Origin of the sequence: Streptomyces sp. NPDC048278 (assembly GCF_040652195.1) — a bacterium.
GTDB lineage: Bacteria > Actinomycetota > Actinomycetes > Streptomycetales > Streptomycetaceae > Streptomyces.
This window is the reverse complement of the sequence record NZ_JBEZLP010000050.1, coordinates 50,410-76,845: the sequence shown is the minus strand read 5'-3', so window position 1 is coordinate 76,845 and position 26,436 is coordinate 50,410. Positions and strand designations below refer to the sequence as shown.

The 26,436-nt window shown below is 67.3% G+C and carries 34 protein-coding genes; 2 read left to right on the top strand and 32 right to left on the bottom strand.

Features of this window, described 5'->3' with window-relative positions; genetic code table 11:
* Nucleotides 1-200: 200 nt before the first annotated feature.
* The 29 genes from rpsK to rpsJ all read right to left on the bottom strand — a co-directional run bounded on the left by rpsK (nucleotide 201) and on the right by rpsJ (nucleotide 15,338).
* Nucleotides 201-605: a 30S ribosomal protein S11 gene (gene rpsK, locus AB0D74_RS46340; protein WP_003956432.1), complete on the bottom strand. Its 405-nt coding sequence runs from the start codon at nucleotides 603-605 to the stop codon at nucleotides 201-203.
* Between the two features lie 70 nt (nucleotides 606-675).
* Nucleotides 676-1,056, bottom strand: coding sequence for a 30S ribosomal protein S13 (gene rpsM, locus AB0D74_RS46335; protein ID WP_143627879.1), 381 nt, complete (start codon nucleotides 1,054-1,056; stop codon nucleotides 676-678).
* A gap of 190 nt (nucleotides 1,057-1,246) precedes the next feature.
* Nucleotides 1,247-1,360 carry a 50S ribosomal protein L36 gene (gene rpmJ, locus AB0D74_RS46330; RefSeq protein WP_003998809.1) on the bottom strand — a complete coding sequence of 38 codons (114 nt, stop codon included), beginning with the start codon at nucleotides 1,358-1,360 and terminating at the stop codon, nucleotides 1,247-1,249.
* A 61-nt stretch (nucleotides 1,361-1,421) separates the two neighbouring features.
* Entirely contained in the window at nucleotides 1,422-1,643 is a 222-nt protein-coding gene (gene infA, locus AB0D74_RS46325; protein ID WP_003948620.1) for a translation initiation factor IF-1, read from the bottom strand.
* Nucleotides 1,644-1,858: 215 nt separating this feature from the next.
* Nucleotides 1,859-2,245 carry a hypothetical protein gene (locus AB0D74_RS46320; protein ID WP_351487362.1) on the bottom strand — a complete coding sequence of 129 codons (387 nt, stop codon included), beginning with the start codon at nucleotides 2,243-2,245 and terminating at the stop codon, nucleotides 1,859-1,861.
* Nucleotides 2,246-2,409: 164 nt separating this feature from the next.
* Nucleotides 2,410-3,246, bottom strand: coding sequence for a type I methionyl aminopeptidase (gene map, locus AB0D74_RS46315; RefSeq protein WP_362601132.1), 837 nt, complete (start codon nucleotides 3,244-3,246; stop codon nucleotides 2,410-2,412).
* 122 nt (nucleotides 3,247-3,368) lie between these two features.
* On the bottom strand, nucleotides 3,369-4,034 hold the full coding sequence (locus AB0D74_RS46310; protein WP_362601110.1) for an adenylate kinase: 666 nt from the start codon (nucleotides 4,032-4,034) through the stop codon (nucleotides 3,369-3,371).
* The gene (gene secY, locus AB0D74_RS46305) at nucleotides 4,034-5,350 is read right to left on the bottom strand and encodes a preprotein translocase subunit SecY (protein WP_362601107.1); all 1,317 of its coding nucleotides are present in this window, start codon (nucleotides 5,348-5,350) and stop codon (nucleotides 4,034-4,036) included. The genes AB0D74_RS46310 and secY overlap by 1 nt, the downstream gene beginning before the upstream one ends.
* Before the next feature lie 188 nt (nucleotides 5,351-5,538).
* The gene (gene rplO, locus AB0D74_RS46300; protein ID WP_007443991.1) at nucleotides 5,539-5,994 is read right to left on the bottom strand and encodes a 50S ribosomal protein L15; all 456 of its coding nucleotides are present in this window, start codon (nucleotides 5,992-5,994) and stop codon (nucleotides 5,539-5,541) included.
* A gap of 2 nt (nucleotides 5,995-5,996) precedes the next feature.
* Entirely contained in the window at nucleotides 5,997-6,179 is a 183-nt protein-coding gene (gene rpmD, locus AB0D74_RS46295) for a 50S ribosomal protein L30 (protein ID WP_006140898.1), read from the bottom strand.
* A gap of 2 nt (nucleotides 6,180-6,181) precedes the next feature.
* Nucleotides 6,182-6,787, bottom strand: coding sequence for a 30S ribosomal protein S5 (gene rpsE / locus AB0D74_RS46290; protein WP_009190144.1), 606 nt, complete (start codon nucleotides 6,785-6,787; stop codon nucleotides 6,182-6,184).
* Between the two features lie 36 nt (nucleotides 6,788-6,823).
* Nucleotides 6,824-7,207, bottom strand: a complete 384-nt coding sequence (gene rplR, locus AB0D74_RS46285; RefSeq protein WP_089099426.1) for a 50S ribosomal protein L18 — start codon at nucleotides 7,205-7,207, stop codon at nucleotides 6,824-6,826.
* Nucleotides 7,208-7,210: 3 nt separating this feature from the next.
* Nucleotides 7,211-7,750, bottom strand: a complete 540-nt coding sequence (rplF, locus tag AB0D74_RS46280) for a 50S ribosomal protein L6 (RefSeq protein ID WP_046732374.1) — start codon at nucleotides 7,748-7,750, stop codon at nucleotides 7,211-7,213.
* A gap of 24 nt (nucleotides 7,751-7,774) precedes the next feature.
* Entirely contained in the window at nucleotides 7,775-8,173 is a 399-nt protein-coding gene (gene rpsH, locus AB0D74_RS46275) for a 30S ribosomal protein S8 (RefSeq protein WP_089099428.1), read from the bottom strand.
* A 214-nt stretch (nucleotides 8,174-8,387) separates the two neighbouring features.
* Entirely contained in the window at nucleotides 8,388-8,573 is a 186-nt protein-coding gene (locus AB0D74_RS46270) for a type Z 30S ribosomal protein S14 (protein WP_003948630.1), read from the bottom strand.
* Between the two features lie 5 nt (nucleotides 8,574-8,578).
* A complete protein-coding gene (gene rplE / locus AB0D74_RS46265; protein WP_123974794.1) occupies nucleotides 8,579-9,136 on the bottom strand; it encodes a 50S ribosomal protein L5 in 558 nt (185 codons plus the stop codon).
* The gene (gene rplX / locus AB0D74_RS46260; protein WP_030967306.1) at nucleotides 9,136-9,459 is read right to left on the bottom strand and encodes a 50S ribosomal protein L24; all 324 of its coding nucleotides are present in this window, start codon (nucleotides 9,457-9,459) and stop codon (nucleotides 9,136-9,138) included. Before rplX ends, rplE begins: the two co-directional genes overlap by 1 nt.
* Nucleotides 9,460-9,461: 2 nt before the next feature.
* The gene (rplN, locus tag AB0D74_RS46255) at nucleotides 9,462-9,830 is read right to left on the bottom strand and encodes a 50S ribosomal protein L14 (protein ID WP_003992364.1); all 369 of its coding nucleotides are present in this window, start codon (nucleotides 9,828-9,830) and stop codon (nucleotides 9,462-9,464) included.
* Nucleotides 9,831-9,960: 130 nt separating this feature from the next.
* Complete coding sequence (rpsQ, locus tag AB0D74_RS46250; RefSeq protein ID WP_189268843.1) at nucleotides 9,961-10,248, bottom strand: 30S ribosomal protein S17; 288 nt, start codon at nucleotides 10,246-10,248, stop codon at nucleotides 9,961-9,963.
* Nucleotides 10,248-10,472: a 50S ribosomal protein L29 gene (rpmC, locus tag AB0D74_RS46245; protein WP_030174543.1), complete on the bottom strand. Its 225-nt coding sequence runs from the start codon at nucleotides 10,470-10,472 to the stop codon at nucleotides 10,248-10,250. The genes rpsQ and rpmC overlap by 1 nt, the downstream gene beginning before the upstream one ends.
* The gene (gene rplP / locus AB0D74_RS46240; RefSeq protein WP_030788270.1) at nucleotides 10,472-10,891 is read right to left on the bottom strand and encodes a 50S ribosomal protein L16; all 420 of its coding nucleotides are present in this window, start codon (nucleotides 10,889-10,891) and stop codon (nucleotides 10,472-10,474) included. The genes rpmC and rplP overlap by 1 nt, the downstream gene beginning before the upstream one ends.
* Before the next feature lie 5 nt (nucleotides 10,892-10,896).
* Nucleotides 10,897-11,724: a 30S ribosomal protein S3 gene (gene rpsC / locus AB0D74_RS46235; protein ID WP_093499641.1), complete on the bottom strand. Its 828-nt coding sequence runs from the start codon at nucleotides 11,722-11,724 to the stop codon at nucleotides 10,897-10,899.
* On the bottom strand, nucleotides 11,724-12,071 hold the full coding sequence (gene rplV / locus AB0D74_RS46230; protein ID WP_003974262.1) for a 50S ribosomal protein L22: 348 nt from the start codon (nucleotides 12,069-12,071) through the stop codon (nucleotides 11,724-11,726). Before rplV ends, rpsC begins: the two co-directional genes overlap by 1 nt.
* Nucleotides 12,072-12,115: 44 nt before the next feature.
* Nucleotides 12,116-12,397, bottom strand: coding sequence for a 30S ribosomal protein S19 (rpsS, locus tag AB0D74_RS46225; RefSeq protein ID WP_003992359.1), 282 nt, complete (start codon nucleotides 12,395-12,397; stop codon nucleotides 12,116-12,118).
* Between the two features lie 12 nt (nucleotides 12,398-12,409).
* Entirely contained in the window at nucleotides 12,410-13,246 is an 837-nt protein-coding gene (gene rplB, locus AB0D74_RS46220; protein WP_093499642.1) for a 50S ribosomal protein L2, read from the bottom strand.
* A 38-nt stretch (nucleotides 13,247-13,284) separates the two neighbouring features.
* A complete protein-coding gene (rplW, locus tag AB0D74_RS46215; RefSeq protein WP_362601098.1) occupies nucleotides 13,285-13,704 on the bottom strand; it encodes a 50S ribosomal protein L23 in 420 nt (139 codons plus the stop codon).
* Nucleotides 13,704-14,360: a 50S ribosomal protein L4 gene (rplD, locus tag AB0D74_RS46210; RefSeq protein WP_362601095.1), complete on the bottom strand. Its 657-nt coding sequence runs from the start codon at nucleotides 14,358-14,360 to the stop codon at nucleotides 13,704-13,706. Before rplD ends, rplW begins: the two co-directional genes overlap by 1 nt.
* An 8-nt stretch (nucleotides 14,361-14,368) precedes the next feature.
* Complete coding sequence (rplC, locus tag AB0D74_RS46205; protein WP_046732368.1) at nucleotides 14,369-15,013, bottom strand: 50S ribosomal protein L3; 645 nt, start codon at nucleotides 15,011-15,013, stop codon at nucleotides 14,369-14,371.
* A 16-nt stretch (nucleotides 15,014-15,029) separates the two neighbouring features.
* Nucleotides 15,030-15,338, bottom strand: coding sequence for a 30S ribosomal protein S10 (gene rpsJ, locus AB0D74_RS46200; RefSeq protein WP_003948644.1), 309 nt, complete (start codon nucleotides 15,336-15,338; stop codon nucleotides 15,030-15,032).
* A gap of 535 nt (nucleotides 15,339-15,873) precedes the next feature.
* Between rpsJ and AB0D74_RS46195 the strand changes: the two genes are divergently transcribed.
* Both AB0D74_RS46195 and AB0D74_RS46190 read left to right on the top strand, forming a co-directional pair.
* Nucleotides 15,874-17,526 (top strand): RNA ligase family protein, encoded by a 1,653-nt coding sequence (locus AB0D74_RS46195; RefSeq protein WP_362601091.1) that lies wholly within the window; start codon nucleotides 15,874-15,876, stop codon nucleotides 17,524-17,526.
* A gap of 3 nt (nucleotides 17,527-17,529) precedes the next feature.
* Entirely contained in the window at nucleotides 17,530-20,406 is a 2,877-nt protein-coding gene (locus tag AB0D74_RS46190; RefSeq protein WP_362601088.1) for a poly(A) polymerase, read from the top strand.
* 86 nt (nucleotides 20,407-20,492) lie between these two features.
* Here AB0D74_RS46190 and AB0D74_RS46185 read toward each other — a convergent pair whose 3' ends face one another.
* The 3 genes from AB0D74_RS46185 to AB0D74_RS46175 all read right to left on the bottom strand — a co-directional run bounded on the left by AB0D74_RS46185 (nucleotide 20,493) and on the right by AB0D74_RS46175 (nucleotide 26,433).
* A complete protein-coding gene (locus AB0D74_RS46185) occupies nucleotides 20,493-21,140 on the bottom strand; it encodes a hypothetical protein (RefSeq protein ID WP_362601085.1) in 648 nt (215 codons plus the stop codon).
* Between the two features lie 14 nt (nucleotides 21,141-21,154).
* Nucleotides 21,155-25,762, bottom strand: a complete 4,608-nt coding sequence (locus AB0D74_RS46180) for an RHS repeat-associated core domain-containing protein (protein WP_362601082.1) — start codon at nucleotides 25,760-25,762, stop codon at nucleotides 21,155-21,157.
* 200 nt (nucleotides 25,763-25,962) lie between these two features.
* Nucleotides 25,963-26,433 (bottom strand): hypothetical protein, encoded by a 471-nt coding sequence (locus AB0D74_RS46175; RefSeq protein WP_362601079.1) that lies wholly within the window; start codon nucleotides 26,431-26,433, stop codon nucleotides 25,963-25,965.
* Nucleotides 26,434-26,436: the final 3 nt, after the last annotated feature.

Here is a 26,436-nt window from a genome sequence, read left to right as displayed (position 1 = left end):
GGGAACGGAACTCGTCGACGACCTCTTCGGTCAACGAGGGACGCTGAGCGATCAGCATGTGTGGATCAGATCCTTCTTTCGTGGACGCCCGCTATTTGACGCCCGACGGAACCGCACCCGTGAAAGTGCGGGTACTGCAAGGGTACGGGCGGCACGGTCCTTACGGAGCCGTACCGCCCGAGCAGCCCTGCGAAGCGACGTCAGACGCGACGGCGCTTCGGCGGACGGCAGCCGTTGTGCGGGGTCGGGGTGACGTCCTGGATGGAGCCGACCTCGAGGCCCGTGGCCTGCAGGGAGCGGATCGCGGTCTCACGACCGGAACCCGGGCCCTTCACGAACACGTCGACCTTGCGCATGCCGTGCTCCTGGGCGCGGCGGGCAGCCGACTCGGCGGCCATCTGCGCGGCGAACGGCGTGGACTTCCGGGAGCCCTTGAAGCCGACGTGGCCGGCGGAGGCCCAGGAGATCACGTTGCCCGACGGGTCCGTGATGGAGACGATCGTGTTGTTGAACGTGCTCTTGATGTGCGCGTGGCCGTGAGCGACGTTCTTCTTTTCCTTGCGGCGCACCTTCTTGGCAGCGCCCTGACGACCCTTGGGGGGCATCTAGTAACTCCTACGGGGAGGTGGTCGGTCCTACAGCGAAGACCGCTGATGAAGCGTTGTCCGCTGTGGACTACTTCTTGCCCGGCTTCTTCTTGCCGGCGATGGCGCGACGCGGGCCCTTGCGGGTGCGGGCGTTGGTGCTGGTGCGCTGACCGCGGACGGGCAGACCGCGACGGTGGCGCAGGCCCTGGTAGCAGCCGATCTCGACCTTGCGGCGGATGTCGGCCTGGATCTCGCGACGGAGGTCACCCTCGGTCTTGATGTTGCTGTCGACGTACTCGCGGATGGCGACCAGCTGCTCTTCGGTCAGGTCGCGAACGCGGGTGTTCGGGTCGATGCCGGTCTCGGCCAGCGTCTGCTGCGAGAGTGTCCGGCCAATGCCGAACACGTAGGTGAGCGCGACCTCCACGCGCTTTTCGCGCGGGATGTCAACACCGGAAACGCGTGCCATTCAATGGCTCCTGGTGATCATCGGAGGTCTTCCGCAGAACCGGTTCCCAGCCGCCGTATCAGGTACGTACTGGGTCCCCGGCCTCCGAACCGGGGGTGTCAGGCGCCGTGGCACCTGGGCTCTGCGTATGAACATATTCAGCTTGCGTCGCGCGAATCTCTGCGATGGATGCAGAGGGATCGGTCGTGCGTCAGCCCTGGCGCTGCTTGTGGCGCGGGTTCTCGCAGATGACCATGACCCGACCGTGACGGCGGATCACCCTGCACTTGTCGCAGATCTTCTTGACGCTCGGCTTGACCTTCATGGGATTGAGGTTCTCCGGGTCAGTTGCCGGCAGCCCCGCTCACACGGGACCTGGGCAAGATCTACTTGTATCGGTAGACGATCCGGCCACGCGTCAGGTCGTACGGAGACAGCTCCACCACGACCCGGTCGTCAGGGAGGATGCGGATGTAGTGCATACGCATCTTGCCGCTGATGTGTGCCAGGACCTGGTGGCCGTTCTGGAGCTCGACCTTGAACATGGCGTTCGGAAGAGACTCGACGACAGTGCCCTCGATCTCGATGGCACCTTGCTTCTTGGCCACGCTTCGCCCTTCGAATCGACTACCTTGATCGACTCACGAGGGGCATGCGGACATGCGGGTGCACGAGAGCCGACGAGTCAGTCTACGTCAGCGCTCTGAAAAAGACGAACTCAGCCGTCCTCCGCACCTGCCCATGACAATGCCCCGCCCGTCGGCAGGTTATGCGCGACGGACGGGGCGGGTGAGCGGCCGTTCCCCCGGCCCCTCGTTACTGCTTACTTCTCGACGGTCTCGCAGGCGGTGCCGTCATCGTGCGTGCCGTCCAGGAGCGCCTGGACGCAGATGTCGGTGCCGTCCTTCCAGTTCGCGTTGATCGCGACCCGGTAGTAGGTGAAGTGGTTGCCGTTGTTGTAGTACGTCGTCAGCGGCGAGTACTTCACGTACCCCATCTTCTCGGCGTAGATCTTGAACTTGCCGTGGAAGGTCTCGTCGCCCGAGTAGGCCTGGATCCAGTTGACCTTCAGGCCGGAGCCGTCGACCCGGACACAGGCGGCGCCGTGACACCCGGCCGCGGACGCGAACGCGGGCGCGGTGCCCGTCGTGATGGCCAGAGCGGCTGCCCCCGCGAGGATGCCGACCGTTCGCTTCAGAGTGGAACCCACCGTTTTCCCTTTCATCATGTGCATGACAGGGCAGCAGGCACAGCGGTGCACAGCACCGCACGACCGCCCCCCTGCCGGTCGCCCATGATCCTATCCTCAAAGGTCGAACAGAGGATCGATTCGAAGGAGGGCTTTGTGATCTCTTTGCGATCTTCGGCCGACGGTCAGCCCAGCGGGTCGGGCGCCGCCGTGACCCCGTGCTCCGCCAGCTTCGCCCGGCCCCCGTCGGGAGCCGTGAGCACCAGCGGGCCCTCCTCCGTGAGGGCGACGGAGTGCTCCCAGTGCGAGGACCAGGTGCCGTCCGTCGTGATGACCGTCCAGTCGTCCTGAAGGACCTCGGTCCTGGGCGTGCCGAGGGAGACCATGGGCTCGATCGCCAGGCAGAAGCCGTTGACCAGCTTGGGGCCCTTGCCGCGGCGCCGGTCGACGTAGTTCAGCAGGTGCGGGTCCATGTGCATCTCGGTGCCGATGCCGTGGCCGCCGTAGTCCTCGATGATGCCGTAGCGCCCGCCGCCGGGCTTGGGCTGGCGGCGGATGTAGGTCTCGATGGCCCGGGAGACGTCGACCAGGCGGTTGCCCTGCCGGACCGCCGCGATGCCGGCCCACATCGACTCCTCGGTCACCCGGGACAGCTCGATCAGCTCCGGGGCGTGACCCGAGCCCACGAAGGCCGTGTAGGCGGCGTCACCGTGCCAGCCGTCGACGATCGCGCCCGCGTCGACGGAGATGATGTCGCCGTCCTTCAGGACGACCTCGTCGGAGGGGATGCCGTGGACCACGACCTCGTTGACCGAGGTGCAGATCGTCGCGGGGAAGCCGCCGTACCCGAGGAAGTTCGGCTTGGCGCCGTGCTCGGCGAGCACCTTGCGGGCGACCTCGTCCAGGTCCCTGGTGGTGGCACCGGGCACCGCGGCCTCGTGGGTCGCCGCGTGGATCGCGGCCACGACCAGGCCCGCCGCCCGCATCTTGGCGATCTGCTCGGGGGTCTTGATCTGCACCATGGGCGGCCTGCGCTCTCCGTCACTCACGTCGACTGGGTTTCCTGTACAACACTACGGCCGCGGCACCCCGGGGCCCCGGACGAGGTCCGGGGGAAGGGCGCCGCGGCCGGAAGAACCGCGATCTAGTTGTTCTCGGCCTTCTCGCGCTTCAGCGCCTCCAGCGCCCGCTGCGTGATCTCGTCCACCGGGCCCAGGGAGGAGATCGTCACGACCAGCCCCTGCGCCTTGTAGTAGTCGATGATCGGCTCGGTCTGCGTGTGGTAGACCTCCAGCCGGGTGCGGACGGTGTCCTCGGAGTCGTCGTCACGCTGGTACAGCTCGCCGCCGCAGACGTCGCAGACGCCCTCCTGCTTCGGCGGGCTGTACGTCACGTGGAAGACGTGCGACGAGTCGTTGCGGCAGACGCGCCGGCCGGCGATCCGCTTGACGACCTCGGCCTCCGGGACCTCCAGGTCCAGGACGGCGTCCAGCACGATGTCCTCGTCGCTCAGCAGCCGGTCCAGCGCCTCGGCCTGCGAGACGTTGCGCGGGAACCCGTCCAGCAGGAAGCCGTTCGCCGCGTCCGGCTGCTCCATGCGGTCCTTGGCCATGGCGATGGTGACCTCGTCGGGTACGAGGTCACCGGCGTCCATGTAGGACTTGGCGAGCTTGCCGAGATCGGTCTGCTGACTGATGTTGGCGCGGAACAGGTCGCCCGTGGAGATGTGCGGAATGGCCAGCATCTCGGCGAGGCGGACGGCCTGCGTTCCCTTACCGGCACCCGGCGGCCCGACGAGGACGATACGCATCAGCGGAGGAACCCTTCGTAATTGCGCTGCTGGAGCTGGCTCTCGATCTGCTTCACCGTCTCGAGACCGACACCCACGATGATGAGGATGCTGGTCCCGCCGAACGGGAAGTTCTGGCTCGCCCCGAAGCCGACCAACGCCACTGTCGGTACGAGAGCGATCAGCCCCAAATACAGCGAACCCGGCCAGGTGATCCGGTTGAGCACGTACGACAGGTACTCAGCGGTCGGTCGGCCAGCCCGGATGCCCGGGATGAAGCCACCATACTTCTTCATGTTGTCGGCGACTTCCTCGGGGTTGAAGGAGATCGCCACGTAGAAGAACGCGAAGAAAACAATGAGCAGGAAGTACAGGGCGATGTACGTGGGGCTGTCGCCCTGCTTGGTCAGGTTCTGCTCGATCCAGCTCTTCCAGCCCGAGTTGCCACCGGCGAACTGCGCCACGAGGGCCGGGATGTACAGCAGCGACGAGGCGAAGATGACGGGAATCACACCCGCCTGGTTCACCTTGAGCGGGATGTACGTGGACGTACCACCGTAGGAACGACGGCCGATCATGCGCTTCGCGTACTGCACCGGGATGCGGCGCTGGGCCTGCTCGACGAAGACGACGAGCCCGACCATGACCAGGCCGATCGCGATGACCGCGCCGAACTCGATCCAGCCGTCGGCCAGGGTGCCCTGCTTCTTGATGGCCCACAGCGCGGACGGGAAGGTCGCGGCGATCGAGATGAACATCAGGATCGACATGCCGTTGCCGATGCCGCGGTCGGTGATCAGCTCGCCGAGCCACATCACGACGGCCGTACCGGCGGTCATGCAGACGACCATGGTGATCGTCGTGAAGATCGACTGGTCCGGGACGATGCTCGACGCGACCGAGCAGCCGTTGAAGAGCGCGCCGCTGCGCGCGGTGGCGACCAGGCCCGTGCCCTGGAGGATGGCCAGGGCCACGGTCAGGTACCGGGTGTACTGCGTGATCTTCGTCGTACCGGCCTGACCCTCCTTCTTCAGGGCTTCCAGGCGCGGGATCACCACGGTCAGCAGCTGAAGGATGATGCTGGCCGTGATGTACGGCATGATGCCCAGCGCGAAGATCGTGATCTGCAGCAGGGCGCCGCCGCTGAACATGTTGATCATGCCGAAGAGACCCTGGTTGCCCGAGGCCTCCTTCACGCACTGCTGCACAGACGTGTAGTTCACACCCGGGATCGGGATGTGCGTACCGACCCGGTAGACCACGATGATGCCCAGCGTGAAGAGCAGCTTCTTGCGCAGGTCGGGCGTCCTGAACGCCCGGGCGAACGCGGTGAGCACGGTGCCTCCTGCGACCCCCGCGCAAGTGCGTCAAGGGTGACGGTCTTGAGGTTCGACGAATGGGAAAAAGAACAGTGCTGGCCACCTTACCGGCCGCACTGCCCCCCTAGGAACGACCAACCGGGGATACCCCATTGTGAGGTATCCCCGGTCGGGATTCGCTTACGTCATCGAGACGTCCGAAACGATCAGACGAGCTCGGTGACGGTGCCGCCGGCGGCGGTGATCTTCTCCTTGGCGGAGCCGGAGACGGCGTCGACCGTCACCTGCAGCGCCACGGAGACCTCACCCTGGCCGAGGACCTTGACGAGGCTGTTCTTGCGAACGGCACCCTTGGCCACGAGACCCTCGACGGTGACCTCGCCACCCTCCGGGTACAGCGCGGCCAGCTTGTCGAGGTTCACGACCTGGAACTCGGTCTTGAACGGGTTCTTGAAGCCCTTCAGCTTCGGAAGACGCATGTGGAGGGGCATCTGGCCACCCTCGAAGCGCTCCGGCACCTGGTAACGGGCCTTCGTACCCTTGGTACCACGACCAGCCGTCTTACCCTTCGACGCCTCACCACGACCCACACGGGTCTTGGCGGTCTTGGCGCCCGGGGCCGGACGGAGGTTGTGGATCTTGAGCGGGTTGTTCTCCGCCATGATCAGTCGACCTCCTCGACCGACACGAGGTGGCGGACGGTGTGCACCATGCCGCGGAACTCGGGGCGGTCCTCCTTGACGACCTGCGTGTTGATGCCCTTGAGACCAAGGGAACGCAGGGTGTCACGGTGGTTCTGCTTGCTGCCGATGTAGGACTTGACCTGCGTAATCTTGAGCTGCGCCATGATTACGCACCCGCCCCGGCACGCGCACGGAGCAGAGCCGCGGGGGCGACGTCCTCGAGCGGCAGACCGCGGCGGGCCGCGATCTCCTCGGGACGCTGCAGGCCCTTCAGGGCCTCCACGGTCGCGTGCACGATGTTGATCGCGTTGTCGGAGCCGAGCGACTTCGACAGCACGTCGTGGATACCGGCGCACTCGAGCACGGCGCGCACCGGGCCACCGGCGATAACGCCGGTACCGGGGGACGCGGGCTTGAGCAGCACGACGCCGGCAGCCTTCTCACCCTGGATCGGGTGCGGGATGGTGCCCTGGATACGCGGGACCTTGAAGAAGTGCTTCTTGGCCTCCTCAACGCCCTTGGCGATGGCGGCCGGCACCTCCTTGGCCTTGCCGTAACCGACACCCACGGTGCCGTCACCGTCGCCCACCACGACCAGCGCGGTGAAGCTGAAGCGACGACCACCCTTCACAACCTTGGCGACGCGGTTGATCGCGACAACGCGCTCAACGTACGCGGTCTTCTCGGCGGCAGCAGCGCCGCCGTCACGGCCCTTCCGGTCCCGCCGCTCGCCGCCACCGGCACCGCCACCGCGGCGCTGGGGTCCAGCCATTGGATTACCTCTCTCTTTCCGCTAGCTACAAGCGGCTCAGAACTTGAGCCCGGCCTCGCGGGCGGCGTCCGCCAGAGCCGCGATGCGGCCGGCGTACTGGTTACCACCACGGTCGAACACCACGGCCTCGACACCGGCGGCCTTGGCACGCTCGGCGACCAGGGCGCCGACCTGCTTGGCCTGCGCGGACTTGTCACCCTCGCCACCACGGACCGAGGTGTCCAGGGTGGACGCCGACGCCAGGGTGTGACCCTTGATGTCGTCGATCACCTGGGCCACGATGTGGCGGTTCGAGCGGGTAACGACCAGACGGGGACGCTCCGCCGTACCGGAAATGTTCTTACGGATCCGGATGTGACGGCGCTTGATCGCGGCGCGCTTGTAGGCGTCGCCCTTGAGGATCTTCTGTCCGTATGCCATGGCTTACTTACCCGCCTTTCCGACCTTGCGGCGGATGACTTCGCCCTCGTACTTGACGCCCTTGGCCTTGTACGGGTCGGGCTTGCGCAGCTTGCGGATGTTGGCCGCGACCTCGCCGACCTTCTGCTTGTCGATGCCCTCGACCGAGAAACGGGTCGGAGCCTCGACCTTGAAGGTGATGCCCTCGGGGGCCTCGACCAGGATCGGGTGGCTGTAACCGAGCGCGAACTCGAGGTTCGAGCCCTTGGCGGTCACGCGGTAACCGACACCGCTGATTTCGAGCTTCTTCACGTAACCCTGGGTCACGCCGGTGATCATGTTCGCCACCAGCGTGCGGGACAGGCCGTGCAGGGCCTTGCTCTGACGCTCGTCGTTGGGGCGGGTCACCGCGAGAGTGCCGTCCTCGCCCTTGGCGATGTCGATCGGAGCCACGACGGTGTGGGTCAGCTCGCCCTTGGGGCCCTTGACCTTCACCGTGCGGCCGTCGATGGTGACGTCCACGCCGGCGGGAACCGCGATGGGGAGCTTGCCGATGCGCGACATAGCTGTTTCCTCCGTTCCCTTCTGCTACCAGACGTAGGCGAGGACTTCCCCACCCACGCCCTTCTTGCCGGCCTGCTTGTCGGTGAGGAGCCCGTGCGACGTGGAGATGATCGCCACGCCGAGGCCGCCCAGCACCTTCGGCAGGGAGGTGGACTTCGCGTACACCCGGAGACCGGGCTTGGAGATCCGCTTGATGCCCGCGATGGAGCGCTCACGGTTGGGACCGAACTTCAGGTCCAGGACGAGGTTCTTGCCGACTTCGGCGTCCTCGACCTTCCAGCCCGTGATGAAGCCCTCCTGCTGGAGGATCTCCGCGATGTGAGACTTGATCTTGGACGCCGGCATCGTCACGGAGTCGTGGTACGCCGAGTTCGCGTTCCGCAGACGCGTCAGCATGTCTGCGATCGGATCAGTCATGGTCATGAATTGGCCTTCGGCCTCTCTCGCCGGGGTTTCCTGGTGCGCCATCCCTCTCCCCGATCCGAGACGGGACGGGTGCGGCGCGGTGGACCTACGGCGTAGTAAGTCGTACGGGCGACCGTCAGGCGCCCAACCCTCCAAGCCTAAGCCATGGAAGGGAGGGCGCCTGACACGCCCATTGCTTACCGAGAGCCTCTGGAATCCCTAAAAAGCGGGATTACCAGGAGCTCTTGGTCACGCCCGGCAGCTCGCCACGGTGAGCCATCTCACGAAGGCAGACGCGGCACAGGCCGAACTTGCGGTACACGGAGTGCGGACGGCCGCAGCGCTGGCAGCGCGTGTAGCCACGCACACCGAACTTGGGCTTGCGAGCAGCCTTGGCAATCAGAGCCTTCTTCGCCATCTCGCTCACGCCTCCTTGAACGGGAAGCCGAGGTGACGAAGGAGCGCGCGGCCCTCAGCGTCGTTGGTCGCCGTGGTGACCACGGTGATGTCCATACCCCGGGTACGGTCGATCTTGTCCTGGTCGATCTCGTGGAACATGACCTGCTCCGTGAGACCGAAGGTGTAGTTGCCACGGCCGTCGAACTGCTTGGGGGACAGACCACGGAAGTCGCGGATGCGCGGCAGCGCGAGCGACAGGGTGCGGTCCAGGAACTCCCACATGCGGTCGCCACGGAGCGTGACGTGGGCACCGATCGGCTGGCCCTCACGCAGCTTGAACTGCGCGATGGACTTGCGGGCCTTGGTGACCTGCGGCTTCTGACCGGTGATGGTGGTCAGGTCGCGGATCGCGCCCTCGATCAGCTTCGAGTCACGGGCGGCGTCGCCGACACCCATGTTGACCACGATCTTGACGAGGCCGGGGATCTGCATGACGTTCTCGTACTTGAACTCGTCACGCATCTTGCCCGCGATCTCCTCGCGGTACTTCAGCTTCAGACGCGGAGCAGTGGTGGTAGCCATCAGATGTCCTCACCCGTCCGCTTGGCAACGCGGATCTTGTTGCCTTCGTCGTCGAAGCGGTAACCGACACGCGTGACGACCTTGTTGCCGTCCTTCTCAACGACCAGCTGGACGTTGGAGACGTGGACGGGCGCCTCGGTCGTGACGATGCCGCCGGCCTGCGAACCGCGAGCGGTCGGACCGGCCTTGGTGTGCTTCTTGACCCGGTTGACACCCTCGACCAGGACACGGTCCTCGCGGGGGTAGGCCGCGATGACCTTGCCCTGCTTGCCCTTGTCCTTGCCGGTGATGACCTGGACCAGGTCGCCCTTCTTGATCTTCATGCTTACAGCACCTCCGGAGCCAGCGAGATGATCTTCATGAACTTCTTCTCGCGCAGCTCACGGCCGACCGGGCCGAAGATACGGGTGCCACGAGGGTCGCCGTCGTTCTTGAGAATGACAGCGGCGTTCTCGTCGAAGCGGATGTACGAGCCGTCCGGACGGCGGCGCTCCTTGACGGTGCGAACGATGACCGCCTTGATGACGTCACCCTTCTTCACGTTGCCGCCGGGGATCGCGTCCTTGACGGTGGCGACGATGACGTCACCGATGCCCGCGTAGCGGCGACCGGAGCCACCGAGCACACGGATGCAAAGGATCTCCTTCGCACCAGTGTTGTCGGCGACACGCAGTCGCGACTCCTGCTGGATCACGTCTATCTCCTGTTTGTCTGCCGGTTCCCGGGGCGGGTGAGTGAGTACTCACCCGCCCCGAGCCTGGCGGAACTGTCCTGCGGGGTTTGCCCCGCAGGCGTTTCCTTTGGAATTCGCTTGCGCGAATTACCTACTTGGCCTTCTCGAGGATCTCGACGACGCGCCAGCGCTTCGTCGCGGACAGCGGCCGGGTCTCCATCAGGAGGACACGGTCGCCGACGCCCGCGGCGTTCTGCTCGTCGTGCGCCTTGAGCTTGTTCGTACGGCGGATGACCTTGCCGTACAGCGCGTGCTTGACGCGGTCCTCGACGGCGACGACGACGGTCTTGTCCATCTTGTCGCTGACGACGAGACCCTCACGGGTCTTGCGGAAGCTGCCGCGCGCCTCAGTGTTCTCAGTCACGTTGCTCTCGCTCATCAGGCGCTCTCCACCGTCTCGATGCCCAGCTCGCGCTCACGCATCAGGGTGTAGATCCGCGCGATGTCCTTACGGACGGCCTTGAGCCGACCGTGGTTCTCGAGCTGACCCGTCGCCGCCTGGAAGCGGAGGTTGAACAGCTCTTCCTTGGCCTCGCGGAGCTTGCCAAGAAGCTCCTCGTTGCCCAGCTCGCGCAGCTCGGACGCCTTGGTACCGGCCGACATCACGCTTCACCTGCCTCGCGCTTGACGATCCGGCACTTCATCGGCAGCTTGTGGGCTGCGCGAGTCAGGGCCTCACGGGCGATCTTCTCGTTGGGGTAGGACAGCTCGAACATGACCCGGCCCGGGTGCACGTTCGCGATCCACCACTCCGGAGAACCCTTACCGGAACCCATGCGGGTCTCGGCCGGCTTCTTCGTGAGCGGGCGGTCCGGGTAGATGTTGATCCAGACCTTGCCGCCACGCTTGATGTGGCGGGTCATCGCGATACGGGCCGCCTCGATCTGGCGGTTGGTCACGTACGCCGGCGTGAGGGCCTGGATGCCGTACTCGCCGAACGCGACCGTCGTACCGCCCTTGGCCTCACCGCGACGCTTCGGGTGGTGCTGCTTGCGGTGCTTGACCCTACGGGGGATCAGCATGTCGGTCAGGCCTCCGTTCCGGTGCTCTCAGCAGCCGGAGCGGCAGCGGCCTCGGCCTGGGGGGCCTCGGCAGCGGGAGCCTGCTGCGGCTTGCGACCGCGCCGCTCGCCACCACGGCCACCACGGGCCGGGCGGTCACCAGCGCCACCGCCACGGGCCGGGCGGTTGCCGGCGCGGGCTGCGGCGTTCTCGGCGCGGACCTCGGCGATGTTCTTGACGTCGCCCTTGTAGATCCAGACCTTCACACCGATGCGGCCGAAGGTCGTCTTGGCCTCGAAGAAGCCGTAGTCCACGTTCGCACGGAGCGTGTGCAGGGGCACGCGGCCCTCGCGGTAGAACTCCGAGCGGGACATCTCGGCGCCGCCGAGGCGGCCACCGCACTGGATCTTGATGCCCTTGGCGCCGGCCTTCATCGCCGACTGCATGCTCTTGCGCATGGCACGGCGGAAGGAGACGCGGGAGGAGAGCTGCTCGGCGACGGCCTGGGCCACCAGCTGAGCGTCCGTCTCCGGGTTCTTGACCTCGAGGATGTTCAGCTGGACCTGCTTGCCGGTCAGCTTCTCCAGGTCACCGCGGATGCGGTCGGCCTCGGCGCCGCGGCGGCCGATGACGATGCCGGGACGCGCGGTGTGGATGTCCACACGCACACGGTCACGGGTGCGCTCGATCTCCACCTTCGAGATGCCGGCGCGCTCCATGCCGGACGTCATCATCCGACGGATGGCGACGTCTTCCTTGACGTAGTCCTTGTACAGCTTGTCGGCGTACCACCGGGACTTGAAGTCCGTGGTGACACCGAGCCGGAACCCATGCGGGTTAACCTTCTGGCCCATTACCGGGTTCCTTCCTTGCTGCTGACGACCACGGTGATGTGGCTGGTCCGCTTGCGGATCCGGTAGGCACGGCCCTGGGCGCGCGGACGGAACCGCTTCAGGGTCGGGCCCTCGTCGACGTACGCCTCGGAGATGAAGAGGCTGTCGGCGTCGGTGTGGTCGTAGTTGTGCGCGGCGTTGGCGATGGCGCTGTCGAGCACCTTGCCGACCGGCACGGAGGCTGCCTGCGGAGCGAATCGCAGAACAGCCTGAGCCTCCGTGGCATCCATGCCACGGATAAGGTCCACCACGCGGCGGGCCTTCATGGGCGTAACGCGGATGTACCGCGCCTGGGCCCTGGCTTCCATGGTTGTCCCTCTCAGTTACTTACGTGTCTGAATGCGATCCGCTACTAGCGGCGCTTCGACTTCCGGTCGTCCTTGACGTGGCCCCGGAAGGTGCGCGTCGGCGAGAACTCGCCGAGCTTGTGACCGACCATCGACTCGGTGACGAACACCGGGATGTGGGTCTTGCCGTTGTGCACCGCGAGCGTGTGGCCGAGCATGGCCGGGACGATCATGGAGCGACGGGACCAGGTCTTGATGACGTTCTTGGTGCCGGCTTCGTTCTGGGCGTCCACCTTCTTGATCAGGTGGTCGTCGACGAAGGGCCCCTTCTTCAAGCTACGAGGCATCTCAACCAGTCCTTAACGCTTCTTGTTCGTCTTGCGGCGGCGGACGATGTACTTGTTCGACGCCTTCTTGGGCGAACGAGTACGACCTTCCTTCTTGCCCCACGGGGAGACGGGGTGACGGCCACCGGACGTCCGGCCCTCACCACCACCGTGCGGGTGGTCGACCGGGTTCATGACGACACCACGGACGGTCGGGCGAACGCCCAGCCACCGCTTGCGGCCGGCCTTGCCCCAGTTGATGTTCGACTGCTCGGCGTTGCCGACCTCACCGACGGTGGCGCGGCAGCGCGCGTCCACCATGCGGATCTCGCCGGACGGCATACGGAGGGTCGCCATGGCGCCCTCACGGGCGAGCAGCTGCACCGAGGCACCCGCGGAACGGGCGAACTTGGCGCCACCACCGGGACGGAGCTCGATCGCGTGGACCGTGGTACCGACCGGGATGTTGCGGAGGGCCAGGTTGTTGCCCGGCTTGATGTCGGCCCCGGGACCGTTCTCCACGGTGTCGCCCTGCTGCAGGTTGCGCGGGGCGAGGATGTAGCGCTTCTCGCCGTCCGCGTAGTGCAGCAGCGCGATGCGCGCGGTGCGGTTGGGGTCGTACTCGATGTGCGCGACCTTCGCCGGCACGCCGTCCTTGTCGTGACGACGGAAGTCGATCACTCGGTAGGCGCGCTTGTGTCCGCCACCCTGGTGGCGAACGGTCACACGACCGGCGTTGTTACGGCCGCCCTTGCTGTGCAGGGGGCGGACCAGCGACTTCTCCGGCGTGGACCGCGTGACCTCGACGAAGTCGGCGACGCTGGCGCCACGACGGCCCGGCGTAGTCGGCTTGTACTTGCGGATTCCCATTTCTCAGTCCTCGTCCGATATCGGACGATCCGACCCGCTTACGCGGTCGGACCGCCGAAGATGTCGATACGGTCGCCCTCGGCGAGGGTCACGATCGCGCGCTTGCTGCCGGCACGCTGACCGAAGCCGGTCTTCGTGCGCTTGCGCTTGCCCTGGCGGTTGAGCGTGTTGACGCCGGTGACCGTGACCGAGAAGACCGCCTGGACGGCCTGCTTGATCTGGGTCTTGTTGGCGCCCGGGGCGACGACGAACGTGTACTTGTTCTCGTCCAGGAGCGCGTAGCTCTTCTCCGAGACGACCGGCTTCAGCAGCACGTCACGGGGGTCCGTGAAGGACTTGCTCAGCGGGGTCTCGACGGTGTTCTTGCCCTCGGCGGCGTGGCGCTTCGCCTTGGCGACGCGCGCGGCCTTCGCGGCCTTGGCGGCCTTCGAGGCGATAGAGGGGTGACGGATGGCCATCAGACCTCAGTCCCTTCGGTGTCGTTGGCCTTCGGGCCGGCGACGAAGGACTCGAGAGCGGCCTGGGTGAAGACCACGTCGTCCGAGACGATCACGTCGTACGTGTTCAGCTGGCCCGGCTCCAGGATGTGCACCTGGGGCAGGTTGCGGGCGGAGAGCCACGCGGCCTCGTCGGCACGGTCGATGACCAGGAGCAGGTTCTTGCGCTCCGAGATCTTGCCGAACAGCGTGCGAGCGGCCTTGGTGCTGGGGGTCTCGCCCTCGATCACGCCGGTGACGACGTGGATGCGGTTGTGACGCGCCCGGTCGGTGAGGGCGTGACGCAGAGCGGCAGCCTTCATCTTCTTGGGGGTGCGCTGCGAGTAGTCACGCGGCTGCGGGCCGTGGACGACGCCACCGCCGGCGAACTGCGGCGCGCGGGTCGAGCCCTGACGGGCGCGGCCGGTGCCCTTCTGGCGGTACGGCTTCTTGCCGCCACCACGGACCTCGCCACGGGTCTTCGTCTTGTGCGTGCCCTGGCGGGCAGCGGCGTTCTGCGCGACGACGACCTGGTGGATCAGCGGGATGCTGACCTTCTCCACGCCGAAGATCTCCGCGGGGAGCTCGACGCTACCGGTCTTCTCGCCGGCAGGCGAAAGGATGTCAACAGTGCTCATCGGTTACCTCAGGCCCCCTTGGCCGCGGTGCGGACCAGGACGAGGCCGCCGTTCGGACCGGGAACCGCGCCCTTGATGAGCAGCAGACCCTTCTCCGCGTCAACGGCGTGGACGGTCAGGTTCTGGGTGGTGACACGCTCGTTGCCCATGCGACCCGCCATGCGGAGGCCCTTGAACACGCGGCCCGGGGTGGCGCAGCCACCGATGGAACCGGGCGAGCGGTGCTTGCGCTGGGTGCCGTGACCGGCGCCGAGGCCCTTGAAGTTGTGACGCTTCATGACACCGGCGAAGCCCTTGCCCTTGCTCTTGCCGGTGACGTCGACCTTCACGCCGGCCTCGAAGACCTCGGCGGTGACTTCCTGGCCGAGCGTGTACTCGGCGGCGTCAGCCGTACGGATCTCGACGAGGTGGCGACGGGGGGTGACGTCGGCCTTCGCGAAGTGGCCCTTGAGGGGCTTGTTCACCTTGCGCGGGTCGATCTCGCCGAAGGCGATCTGGACCGACTCGTAGCCGTCGACGTCGTTGGTACGGACCTGGGTGACGACGTTGGGGCCGGCCTTGACGACGGTGACCGGAACAACACGGTTGTTCTCGTCCCACACCTGCGTCATGCCGAGCTTCTCGCCCAGGATGCCCTTGATCTGCTTAGCCATTCTCAGATCACCGGCCTCAGAGCTTGATCTCGATGTCGACACCGGCCGGGAGGTCGAGTCGCATCAGGGAGTCAACGGTCTTCGGCGTCGGGTCGAGGATGTCGATCAGGCGCTTGTGCGTGCGCATCTCGAAGTGCTCGCGCGAGTCCTTGTACTTGTGCGGCGACTTGATGACGCAGTACACGTTCTTCTCAGTGGGCAGCGGCACCGGGCCCGCGACCGACGCACCAGTGCGGGTCACCGTCTCGACGATCTTCTTCGCCGAGGAGTCGATGACCTCGTGGTCGTAGGCCTTGAGCCGGATGCGGATCTTCTGTCCCGCCATGGCTACTCAGTAGTCCTGTCTTTGCACGCTCTGGAACCCGGTGACTGCTTCACTTCTCCGACCCACGCGGTCGGGTGTGTCGCGCTCTCACCGACACAGATGCCCCTTGTTCGAACATCCCTGCTGGGAAAGCACGGCCCTTCCGGAACCGCAAGCCAGGGGCGGAAGGCCCACCGGGTGCCTGGCCGGTGCCGCACCGCACTTCCCGGAAGATTCCCGTACGTCCGCCCCAGTGCTGCCGTAATGGCAGTTAGGACGACGAGTACTGTGGGACTCGCTTCCAGTCCTCCCGGCGGGAGGCGCGCAGCATCAACACTCGACCGAGCAACCCCGCTAGTCTGCCATACGGGGCGGGGGGCTGGCCAATCGGGCCGGGGAGCATACCCCCGGAGTGACGCAGGTCAAACCCGGCCCCTCCCCAGCGGCGTTCCCGAGGTCCCCGGCCGGTCCGGGCCGCACCCGTAATCCGCTCGCCCGCCACCACCCCCGCCCCTACGCTGAGCAGGCACGACGGCTGTCACGGGGGACGTTCACCATGCGTACGCACTATCCACGGACCCGGCATCTGCCCTGGTCGCCCGGCGCCACCGCCGACGATCTCCGGGTCACCGACCTGTCCGGCCTGAGCGGTCGCGAGGTCGTGGTGACCGAGAAGCTGGACGGCGAGAACACCACCCTTTACGCCGACGGCCTGCACGCCCGTTCGCTGGACTCGGCCCACCATCCCTCCCGTACCTGGGTCAAGGCGCTCCAGGCCCGGATCGGTCACGCGATCCCGGAGGGGTGGCGGGTGTGCGGGGAGAACATGTTCGCCCGGCACTCGATCGCGTACGACGACCTGGAGAGCTACTTCTACGGCTTCTCGGTGTGGGACGCGGAGGGCCGCTGCCTGGACTGGGACCGGACGGTCACCTTCCTGCGCGGGCTCGGCGTGCCCGTTCCCCGGGTGCTGTGGCGGGGCGTGTTCCACGAGCGGGCGCTGCGTGCCCTGCGGCTGGATCCCGGGCGGCAGGAGGGATACGTCGTCCGGGTCGCGGACGGGTTCGCCGCGCAGGAGTTCGGGGAGCGCGTCGCCAAGTGGGTGCGGGCCGGACACGTACGGACGGACACGCACTGGATGCACGCGGCCGTCGTCGAGAACGGGCTCGGGGCCGGGGCGGCCCTGTGGGCGGTGCGCTCGGGGGCGGCCGTCGACGTGCGGGCGCTGGAGGAGGCCGTGGGGCTGCCCGGCGAAGGGGACGCCCGTGCCGTCGCCCGCCTCGATCCGGCGGGGCGGTCCGGGGACGACCTGCTGGCCGGCGTCCTGGCCGCGCTGCTGCACGGAGTGCGGCGGGGGCGGCTGGCGGCGCGGCTCGCCACGGTGGCGGGCGTACCGCTCGCCCGCCGGGTCGCCGACCTCGTAGGACTGCACCCGGCGCTGCACCGGCCGTATCCGGACGAGGACCGGCGAACCGGTCTGGTGCGCCTGTCGTACGCCGCCGACCTGGGTCTGCTGCACGCGATCGCCCGGGCCACCGCGCCCACGGACGCCGCGCGCGAGCAGGTGGAGTGGTCGGCCCTGCACGCCGAGGACGTGCGCGGCCTCGGGCTGCGGGAGGCGTTCGCCGGACTGCCGGCCGACCCGGCCGCCCGGTGCCGGGCCGAGGCCCGGGAGGCGTACGCGCTGGGGCGGATCACCAGTGCCGACGAGGCCGTCGCCGCGACCTGGCGCTGGCGCTCCGGCGCGTTCCCGAAGCTGGTCCAGACGGTCGGCCCGGCCGGCAGCGGCAAGAGCACCTTCGCCCGCGGACTCCCGGGCGTGGACGCGTACGTCTCCCTGGACGACCTGCGCGAGGCACGCGGCTCACGCGCCGACCAGCGGGCCAACCGCGAGGTCCTGCGCGAGGGGCTCGACCGGCTGGACCGGGCACTGGCCGCCGGCGGGACCGCGGTGTGGGACGCCGCCTCCCTCACCAAGCAGCAGCGCGCGCTCGTACACACGATCGCCCACCGCCGTGACGCCCTGATCACGCACGCCGTGGTCCTGGTCGACGAGGACGAGCTGGTACGGCGCAACACCCACCGCGAGCACCCGGTGCCGCCCGACGTGCTCACCCACCAGCTGCGGCGCTTCGCCCCGCCGTACCCGGGCGACGCCCATCGCACCTGGTACGTCGGGGCGAGCGGGACCGTCGAGGAAGAGGTCTGAGGCGTGCGTACGAGCGAGGAGATCTACCACCGGGTGCGCTGGGACGCGCGTTTCGACCCGGCCCGCTTCGTCCTCGGCGTCCTCCAGCGCGGCGCCGCGCCCAAGCGGGTTCCGCTGCCCGCGTTCGTGCCCGGGGGCGAGATCCCCTGGCACCGGGTGCTGTTCATCGAGGCCGACGGCGAGGTGGTGTGGGACCGGGCCACGGGGACGGACCGGATCGACGCGACGGAGGCGGGGCGGGTCCGGGAGGCCCGGCTGCTCCGCGCGCCGTTCTTCACGGCGCGTACGCCGTACGCGTGGGACGGCGGAGGCTGGGGGCCGGCGCCTTCGCGGCGCGGGGGCGGATCCGGGGGTGTCCGGGCATCCGGGGGTGTGCGGGTATCCGAGGGTGTGCGGGTATCCGGGGGTGTGCGGGTATCCGAGGGTGTGCGGGTATCCGGGGGTGTGCGCGTGCTGACCTGGAACACGCTCTGGGACCGGTACGACGCCGACCGCATCGACAGCGCCCGGCGCAGGCCCCTCCTGCTGCGGGCCCTGCGCGACGCGGACGTGGACGTGATCGCGTTGCAGGAGGTCGAGGCGGAACTCCTCGCCCTGCTGCTGGGAGAGGAGTGGGTGCGGGCGGGCTGGACCCTGGCCACGGACCCGCGAGGGCGGGACGTCGACGCGTGCGGTCTGCTGCTCCTGACCCGGCTGCCGGTCATCGAGGCCGCGCACCACGAGCTGGGCCCGCACAAGGCGGTGACCGCCCTCGTCGTGGAGACGGGCGGACGGCCCGTGGTCATCGCGGCGACCCATCTGAGCAGCGACCACTCGGCGAACGGCGCCGACCGGCGCACGGCGGAACTCACCCGCATCGCCGAGGGCCTGGCGGGCGTGGACGCCGAGCTGCTCCTGCTGGGCGACTTCAACGACGGCGGCGGCACACCGCAGCTGACGCTGGGCCTGCGGGACGCGTGGAGCGAGGTGCACGGCGCCGACGACACGACCCCGACCTTCGACCCCGGCGGCAATCCGCTGGCCGCGATCTCGTCGCTGACGGGCCGGGCCTCGCGGCTGGACCGGGTGCTGCTGCGCGGGGAGTGGCTGCGGGTTCGGCGCGCCGAACTGCGCGGTGACGTGCCGTCGGCGGAGGGGACGTACATCTCCGATCACTACGGTGTGCTGGCCGAGCTCGCGGTGGGCACGGCGGAGGCGGACGCCCCGGAGTCCCTCGCCGAAGGACCGACGCCCCGTACGGCGCTGGCATGGCTCCCGCCCGAGGAGCTGTGGCCCCCGTTGCAGGAGATCCGCCGGGACCACGACCCGCAGCTCCGCCGCTGGCCCCCGCATGTGAACCTGCTCTTCGGATTCGTACCGGAACACACCTTCGAACGGGCGGCGGCGGTGCTCGCGACGGCCGCCACCGCTCCCTTCGAGGCCCGGCTGGAGGGGGTGCAGTGGTTCGGCCACCGGGACGACGCGACCGTCTGGCTCGACCCCGCGGCCGGCGGCGAGGAGCCGTGGGCCGACCTGCACCGCACGCTCCTGCGCCACTTCCCGCGCTGCGGCGGCCGGCACCCGGGCTTCACCCCTCACCTCAGCCTGGGCCGCACCACCGACCCGAACACCCTGGCCACCGCCTGCGCGGCCCGACTCGCCCCGATGCCGGTCAGGGTCGGCGAGCTGGCACTGCTCTCACGGCGCGGCGACGAGCCGATGCGAGTACGGGCCACGGTGACGCTGGGAACGGGCGAGGTGCGCTGGACGGAGGAGCCCGCGCAGGACGAGGCGTACGACCTGATGGCGCGGCCGGCCGAGGAGACCACCCGCCGCATCGAGAACGCCCTCTTCGAACGCGACGGCGTCGTGCACGTCGTCGGCTCCCGGCGCATGGGCTGCGCGCTGCCCGGTGCGGACCTGGACCTGGTGGCGGTGCTGCCCGGCACGGCCGAACTCTCCGCCGTGCGGGCGCGGTTGGCCGCCGCTCTCCCCGAGGCGACGGATGTGCGCGAGGTGGTCGGGGCCCGCGTACCCGGGCTGCGGCTGCGGATCGACGGGCTCGACGTGGACCTGGTCGTGGTCACCACGGGTGCGACGGACCCCGCGGAGGCGGTCTCGCGCCGGACCGAGCTGGGCGAGGAGGCCGCGGTCGCGCTCAGCGCGGTGAGCGACGCCGACGCGGTGCTGGCCTCGGTGGACGGGCACGGGCCTGCCTTCGCCCGGCTGGCCGGGCAGGTCAAGGCATGGGCGAAGGCCCGGGGCCTGGACTCGGCGCCGTTCGGCGGCCTGCCGGGCCTGGCCTGGTCCGTCCTGGCCGCCCGCACCACGGCCGAGGCCGGCGACCTCGCGCCGGGCGAGCTCCTACGGCACTTCTTCGCGACGTGGGCGGCCTGGGACTGGCGGCAGCCGGTGGGCCCGCCACCCGAGCGCCCCCACCCCCACCTCCCCCTCACCATCACGACCCCCTCCGCCCCCGTACGCCCCTGCACCGACCAGGTGACGGCGGGCATGCGTGACCTGATCGCCCAAGAGCTGTTCCGCGCCTGGGAGTTGCTGGAAGGAACCACGGACCCCTACCCCCGGGCCGAACTCCTCGCCCCTCCCCCGCTGCACCGCCGCCACGCGGCCTGGGCGGTCCTGACGGTGGGCCCGGGCGCGGACGACGGCCGGGTGCGGGGCAGGATGCGGGCCCTCGTCACCGACCTCTCGACGCAGGCCCCCGACTGCCACGCCTGGCCCCGCCCCTTCACCACGAACCCGGTCCGCTACGCCATCGGCCTGGGCTCCACCCCACCGCCCACCGACCATCTCGCGACCCTCACGAAACACCGACTGCGCGGCCTGACCGGCGTCACACTGACGCGCGCCGAAGGGAGCGGGGTACCGACCCTGCACTGACGCTCCGGTCGGAGTCGGTGAAACCGTCCGTGCCCGTGGGCCCCCGCGGTGCCTTCAATGGTCATGCGTCCTTGGACGGCGCCGGATCACTCTTCTTCGGCGTGCACATCCCAGCCTGCGAGCTCAGCGACGGACGAGGTCGCGGTTGCGATCTCGTCGTGAACGGGTCGGCAGGAGGCGCGGATGCCGTCCAGAAGTTCCTGGGAGGCACGCCCCTGGTCGGCCCTCGCGGACAGTGACTGCAAAATGGCGTTCTGAGCGTCCTGTTCCAGCCTCTGCAAGGGGCCGGGAGGAGGGCTTGGTTCTCCTGCCCGGACGATGACCGGCTGCCCGCCGCCCAACCTGTGGTCGAAGCCACCGAGTAGCGTTTCCAGCGTCTGTCCCGACATTTCGGCTCTGGCGGCGGTCGGATTGAGGTGGACAGCGATCGCGTTGACGGCGAGCATCGCGGACTGCATCACATAGAAATCCTTGCCCTCCGAGTCCTCGGTCTCGACGGACTCCGCCCACTCTTGGAACTCTTCGATGGCGTCGGCGAGTTCCCCTTCATCGGCTTCACCGGACAGAGAACTCCAGGCAAGTTCGAGGAACTGCGCGAACCATTCGCGGTCCGCGTCGTCCACCAATTCTTGATAGATGGCGCTGCCACGTTCTGCGCAAGCCGCCGCAAAGACGTTCAACGTGACCTCGTCGGCAGATTGAAGCGACTGGTAGACAGCTACGTTACGAGTCACAACGAGCACCTTCGCTATTTGGTCCAGAACAATGTGTAGGGCGAGTTCTGCGGCATGTGGCCTCGGATTCCCTCCCCGCCGATTTCGATCCCGCGCACGTCGATCTGTGGCAGGCATATGTCGTTGCAGAAGTTGCGCGAAGCCGCTCCATAGACCGCATGCTCGTTGGGCCCGAGCGAGTTGAGTATACCTTCCTCGGCATGGCCGGATGCCTGCACGAACTCCTCACCCGGCTTCAGCGTCCAACTCGAAGGCATCGGCCCTGATCCATTGATACCGATCCGCTTGACAAATTGCTTTGTCTCGGAGTTGAAAACACCGATCACCGCCGTCGTTCCCTTGACGTCGGCCATGAAGTAGTCGTTGCGGACGGACTGTAGTTCTTCGGCACGGTCCAGGGCCAGCAGCGCGTCATCTCTCGTGCCCGGACTGCAGGGACTAAGCCCCAGTGGGTCGATCCATGAGAACGGATTCCCCACGTACGCGAAAGGATTCGGCCCCGGAGTGAGCCCCAATGGATCGGATGTGACGTAGCGAGCAGTCTCCGGATCGTAGTACCGAAAGTAGTTGTAGTGGAGCCCGGATTCGGGGTCGTAGTATTGGCCCGGAAAGCGCAGCGGAGTATACGCGGTGCTGTCTGCCCGCCAGACTGTCTTTCCCCATACAGTGCTACGGGCATGCCAGGAAATCTCCCCGTTCTCGTCCACCAGCGCGGTGGGCGTACCGACCAGATCGGTGACGATGGCGAAGAAACGAGAATCGATCTCCTCCTGATCGACGCCGGCAGCGCATATCCGCTCCGTCTGGGACACCGGGCGTGTTCCCTGGTGCTCCCAGGTCAGGGTGACTGTGTTGGGGTCGTCTCCGACCGTGTACGACGTCTGCTCACAGAGGGTCGCACCGTCCCAGGTGAACGCCGTCCGCTCGACCGGGCCCTCGGCGTCGGGGCGGAAGAGCTGCTTGGCGATACGACGGCCAAGCGGGTCGTACACATAACGCCAGAGCGATCCGTCCGGGGTTCGCACCGAGAGCAACCGGTCCTCGGCATCCCAGTCGTACCGCCATGTGTCGGGCTTGCGGGACAGCCGGGTCCGTTGCTTCAGGACGACGCGCCCCTGTGCATCGTGCTCGTACCGGACGCGACCGGCCCGGGTGACGCGCGTTCCCTCGTACTCACGAAGCCCGGTCGCTTCATGACCGGGGTGCTGCGCAGGCCAGTCGGCCGAAACCTGATTGCCTGTCGCGTCGTAGGCATAGGTCTCGGACCAGTTGTGGGCGTCGACGCCCGTGATCCTTCCGGTCTCGTCCAGGTCGAAGCGGTGAGTGCCGGCCAGCAGATCGTCGACGCGCACGAGGACGTCATCGCTTCTGTATGTGTATGTATGCCGTTGGATGAGCCGGGCGTCGCCCGTCGTGATGGATTGATCCTTCAGGCGTCCCCGGGGATCAAATTCTCTGGTCATTGCGAGAAAATTACCGATGAAGCATGCTGTTTCCCTGCCCACGGCATCGTAGTCAAGACCGATTGACTTGTCGGCGACGTAAAGTTCAACCCGCCTACCCGCAGCATCATACAACCAGGAACTGCTGACACCGGATGGAGTGACACGGGAAACGCGACGGCCCAGCACATCGTAACCGTAAACCGTTGCACGACCATCCGCCGACTCGACAGCCAGGCGGCCAGCCGCATCATATTCACGCCTCAGTGTGACGTCGAACGTTTCAGCGGAGATCAATCTCCCTGCAGAATCGTACCCATAGCGAGTGACAGTCTCGTCAGCACACTTGGTGACCGTCTGCCCCAACTGGTTTCGTTCGAAGTGAACTTCCTGGCCCGCGGCGTTGGTACGCCTCACAAGACGGCCAGCCGGATCATGCGCGTAAGAGATGCAGGCCCCGTCGAAGTCCGTTTCAGAAATCAGCCGCCCGGCCGAGTCGTAGCGGTATTCCCAGCGACGCCCTTGAGGATTGGTCACTCCTGTGAGCCGCAAAGCGGAATCATAATCGAACTCGTAGCGGAAGCCACCAGGATCCGTGCGAGCACTCATCAAATCGAAGTGCGAGTATTCGTAAGCGCTCTGCGCGCCCTGGGCGTTCACATGACGCAGCAGATTGCCTTCACCGTCGTATTCCCATTGCTCTTCGGCATCACCGGAAACACGTCGAGCGAGTCGCCCCTCCAAGGTCCAGTACAAGAAGGTCGAATGTCCGAGTGGATCCGTCATCTCCACCGGCCGACCGAAGGCGTCGTTCTTCCGGGAATATGAATTACCCAGTGGATCCTCGATACGGACAGGAGATCCGACAGCACTGCATTCGATCCGTGTGACTTCGCCCAGACCGTTGGCGATACTTGTGGGCCGGCCTTGACGGTCGTAGGTGTAACTGGTTACGACGCCAGTGGGATCGACAACCGCTGTGCAGTTCCCTCTGTCGTCGTACTCCCGCAACCACGTGTTGCCGTCCGGGAGTACGACTGCGCTCGGCTTTCCGCACGCGTCGTACGTGTAATTTGTGGTCGACCCGTCAGGATGCGCAACAGAAGTCGGCCGGCCCCACTGGTTGTTGACGAAGCGAGTCTGATTGCCCAGCGCATCGGTGACCGAACTCAGATGGCCGTGCTCGTCGTACGAGGTGAACGTTCTGTTCCCGAGCGGGTCCTTCTCAGCGACCACGTCACACCTGCCGTCGACGACGAAGGTCGAGACCGATCCCTCAGCGTCGGTCCACATGGTCACCGAGTGACCCGGCCACGATTCGTCGGCACCGTTGTAGCTGAACGAACCGGTGAGGTGGCCGGCGACGCCGCCCTGGGATATGCATCGGTCCTGCTCGTCGTACGCATAGCTGTAGCGGCTGTTGTTGGTGTCCGTCCAGGAGCTGATTCGCAGGCGTTCGTCGTAGGTGAATCTCAGCGGCAACCCGGAAGAATTGGTGACATCGGTGAGGTTGCCGTCGGTGTAGGCGTACCGCTTGACCACTACGTCCGTGCCGTCGTCACCGGCGCCGACCAGGCTCAGAGAGGTGATCCGTCCCTCTTCGGTGGCGAAGCACAGGTGATAGCCCCCGCTGTGCCGGACGGAGAGAGGGGTGCCACGCCCGTCGTAGTCGAAGTCGATGGTGTGGGCGTTGCGATCGACGATACGGGTGAGGAGGGCTACGCCGTCGTTCAGGCGCGCGAAGTCACGTGTGAGTCCGGCAAGGGGCTCCTCGATCCTGTATCCGCCGTCGGCCAGACGCTTCAATGGCCATCGGGGTCCTGCGCTCGGGAATTGCTCGGCGTCCGTGTCCTGTGGATGGTCGTAGTGGAGCAGAAGCCCGTCTTCCGTGACGAAGACAATGCCGTCCTCGTCGGCCTCCAGGCGCTGATCGACGGTTGAGCTCCACGAGGGGCCGAACCACCAACCCGTGTGGTAGTCGGACGCGACGCGGCGCGAGAAGACAAGCGGCAGGATGCCGGGAAGTTCGATATCGGCCTGCCCCAGGAACATGGCGCCCGTAGCGACGTCCACAGGGTCGCCGCAGCCCTTGATCCTGCTCTTGAGACGGCTGAACGCCCCTTCCGCGCCTTCGGAGAGCATTCCGCGGGCGTTCTTGCCGAGCCCGCGGACGGCGAGGCTCATGGCCTTCATGCCGCCGCGGAGGTTCTTCATCTCCTTCAGCCCCTTGGCGAGTTTGCCGAGGCTGGTGATGCCCTTGCCGCCGGGTATGCAGTCCAGCGCGGCGAACGCCACATCCCACAGGGAAGCTTGGCCTTGGGAGTATTTGTAGAGGGTGTCCGCGAGTACCACGAGTGCGGCGACGAGGACGATCGCGCCGAGGATGGGCCCGCCGATGATCATCGCGATGATGCCGACGACGGCGACGACGACTTTGCAGACGGTGACGATGGTGTCCCAGTTGTCCTCGAACCAGTGGCCGACGTCCTGCCACCAGTGCCGGTTCGGGATCCCGGCGTCGGAGGCCTCGTCGATCTTCCGCTTCGCCTCACCGGCCGCGTCGTCGCGCATCTTCCGGGCGTCCTCGGCCATCTTCTTCGCGGCGTCGAGGGCGTTCTGCGCGGTGGTGACGTCCGACTGGGCCTGGGTGTGCGCGGACTTCGCGCTCTGCACGTCCCGGGTGGCGGCCCGCACCTTGCCCTCGTCGGGCTTGTCGGCGTCCGACTTGCTGCCGGTGGGGTCGTCCTTGTACTTGTCCGCTTCCTTCGTCGCCCGGGTGACCCACGAATCGGCGGAGGAGAGCCGGGACTTGGCCGAGGACAGATCGGACTGCGCCTCCTTCGCCTTGGCCAGGGCCTTGTCGGCCAGGGCCTGGGCGCGCTCCAGCTTGGGCCAGTAGTCCGCGAGGGCGTCACCGCACAGCTCGTAGGACTTCTTCAGCTTCTTCAGGTTCTTCGGGACGTCCTTGAACTGCTCCTTGAACACCTCCGCCGACTTGCCCGCCCACTGGAGCAGGGTGTCCTCGCCGGCCATGCCCTTGACCAGGCCGAGCGCGTCGGAGACGTCGTCGGCGAAGGAGTGCAGCTGCGTGGCGAGGGTACGGACACGCTGCGGGTCGCCCGGGGTCGGGTCCCGGTCGAGGTCGAGTGGATGCCAGTCCGCCGGCCGGTAACCCGCCATGATCCCGCAACCCCCGTCGCGTACGCCCCGTCAACAAACCTGTGCACACGCGAACTTACTAGGAACGGCCGTTCGAGGTGAAGCCCGGCGGGTCAGGCTCGCAACGCGATCGGAGGGTAGGCGAGAGCCTCTGCTTCAGTTCCTCCAGAAGCGCGGCGTGTTCCCGCTCGGGAGGCGCGCGTGCAGTCCTGGCCGTCCGTTCAGCGGTGGTGGCGTCCGCGCAGGGTCCGTCGGACGTCCTCGACCGCGTCCGTGCACCGCAGCCACCAGTACTCCAGCTTGTCCCGCACCGTCAGGTACACCCGTCGGCGCTTGAACCAGGGCGGCAGGTCCCCGTACGGCACGAAGGTCAGGGTGTCCCTGATGGGGTACTCGGCGACGCCGCCGAGGCCTTCGGACCGCAGGGCCGCGAAGAGTTCCGGGGTCAGGCGCCCGTTGAGCCGTGCGGCGTGGCCGGTCGCGACGAAGGCGTACACCCGCTCCCCCTGGTCCGGGAGTTTCATCGCCCTCACGATCCGGGGCGACGCCTCCTCCAGCGGGCAGTGGAACGCCAGCCCGATCACCGCCGTACCGAGATGGTCCTCGCCGCGTTCGAACGCGGCGTCCCACTCCGCGGGGTCGTCGAGCCCCAGCAGACCCTCGCCGGTCTGCCACGCCGTCTCCCACCCCACAGG

What these genes read in the sequence shown, in the direction of transcription:
- rpsK (WP_003956432.1), bottom strand. Translation starts at nt 605, where the DNA reads ATGCCCCCCAAGGGTCGTCAGGGCGCTGCCAAGAAGGTGCGCCGCAAG.
- rpsM (WP_143627879.1), bottom strand. Translation starts at nt 1,056, where the DNA reads ATGGCACGCGTTTCCGGTGTTGACATCCCGCGCGAAAAGCGCGTGGAG.
- rpmJ (WP_003998809.1), bottom strand. Translation starts at nt 1,360, where the DNA reads ATGAAGGTCAAGCCGAGCGTCAAGAAGATCTGCGACAAGTGCAGGGTG.
- map (WP_362601132.1), bottom strand. Translation starts at nt 3,246, where the DNA reads ATGGTGCAGATCAAGACCCCCGAGCAGATCGCCAAGATGCGGGCGGCG.
- AB0D74_RS46310 (WP_362601110.1), bottom strand. Translation starts at nt 4,034, where the DNA reads ATGCGTATCGTCCTCGTCGGGCCGCCGGGTGCCGGTAAGGGAACGCAG.
- rplO (WP_007443991.1), bottom strand. Translation starts at nt 5,994, where the DNA reads ATGGCGGAGAACAACCCGCTCAAGATCCACAACCTCCGTCCGGCCCCG.
- rpmD (WP_006140898.1), bottom strand. Translation starts at nt 6,179, where the DNA reads ATGGCGCAGCTCAAGATTACGCAGGTCAAGTCCTACATCGGCAGCAAG.
- rpsE (WP_009190144.1), bottom strand. Translation starts at nt 6,787, where the DNA reads ATGGCTGGACCCCAGCGCCGCGGTGGCGGTGCCGGTGGCGGCGAGCGG.
- rplR (WP_089099426.1), bottom strand. Translation starts at nt 7,207, where the DNA reads ATGGCATACGGACAGAAGATCCTCAAGGGCGACGCCTACAAGCGCGCC.
- rplF (WP_046732374.1), bottom strand. Translation starts at nt 7,750, where the DNA reads ATGTCGCGCATCGGCAAGCTCCCCATCGCGGTTCCCGCCGGCGTGGAC.
- rpsH (WP_089099428.1), bottom strand. Translation starts at nt 8,173, where the DNA reads ATGACCATGACTGATCCGATCGCAGACATGCTGACGCGTCTGCGGAAC.
- AB0D74_RS46270 (WP_003948630.1), bottom strand. Translation starts at nt 8,573, where the DNA reads ATGGCGAAGAAGGCTCTGATTGCCAAGGCTGCTCGCAAGCCCAAGTTC.
- rplE (WP_123974794.1), bottom strand. Translation starts at nt 9,136, where the DNA reads ATGGCTACCACCACTGCTCCGCGTCTGAAGCTGAAGTACCGCGAGGAG.
- rplX (WP_030967306.1), bottom strand. Translation starts at nt 9,459, where the DNA reads ATGAAGATCAAGAAGGGCGACCTGGTCCAGGTCATCACCGGCAAGGAC.
- rpsQ (WP_189268843.1), bottom strand. Translation starts at nt 10,248, where the DNA reads ATGAGCGAGAGCAACGTGACTGAGAACACTGAGGCGCGCGGCAGCTTC.
- rpmC (WP_030174543.1), bottom strand. Translation starts at nt 10,472, where the DNA reads ATGTCGGCCGGTACCAAGGCGTCCGAGCTGCGCGAGCTGGGCAACGAG.
- rplP (WP_030788270.1), bottom strand. Translation starts at nt 10,891, where the DNA reads ATGCTGATCCCCCGTAGGGTCAAGCACCGCAAGCAGCACCACCCGAAG.
- rpsC (WP_093499641.1), bottom strand. Translation starts at nt 11,724, where the DNA reads ATGGGCCAGAAGGTTAACCCGCATGGGTTCCGGCTCGGTGTCACCACG.
- rplV (WP_003974262.1), bottom strand. Translation starts at nt 12,071, where the DNA reads ATGGAAGCCAGGGCCCAGGCGCGGTACATCCGCGTTACGCCCATGAAG.
- rpsS (WP_003992359.1), bottom strand. Translation starts at nt 12,397, where the DNA reads ATGCCTCGTAGCTTGAAGAAGGGGCCCTTCGTCGACGACCACCTGATC.
- rplB (WP_093499642.1), bottom strand. Translation starts at nt 13,246, where the DNA reads ATGGGAATCCGCAAGTACAAGCCGACTACGCCGGGCCGTCGTGGCGCC.
- rplW (WP_362601098.1), bottom strand. Translation starts at nt 13,704, where the DNA reads ATGGCCATCCGTCACCCCTCTATCGCCTCGAAGGCCGCCAAGGCCGCG.
- rplD (WP_362601095.1), bottom strand. Translation starts at nt 14,360, where the DNA reads ATGAGCACTGTTGACATCCTTTCGCCTGCCGGCGAGAAGACCGGTAGC.
- rplC (WP_046732368.1), bottom strand. Translation starts at nt 15,013, where the DNA reads ATGGCTAAGCAGATCAAGGGCATCCTGGGCGAGAAGCTCGGCATGACG.
- rpsJ (WP_003948644.1), bottom strand. Translation starts at nt 15,338, where the DNA reads ATGGCGGGACAGAAGATCCGCATCCGGCTCAAGGCCTACGACCACGAG.
- AB0D74_RS46195 (WP_362601091.1), top strand. Translation starts at nt 15,874, where the DNA reads ATGCGTACGCACTATCCACGGACCCGGCATCTGCCCTGGTCGCCCGGC.
- AB0D74_RS46180 (WP_362601082.1), bottom strand. Translation starts at nt 25,762, where the DNA reads ATGGCGGGTTACCGGCCGGCGGACTGGCATCCACTCGACCTCGACCGG.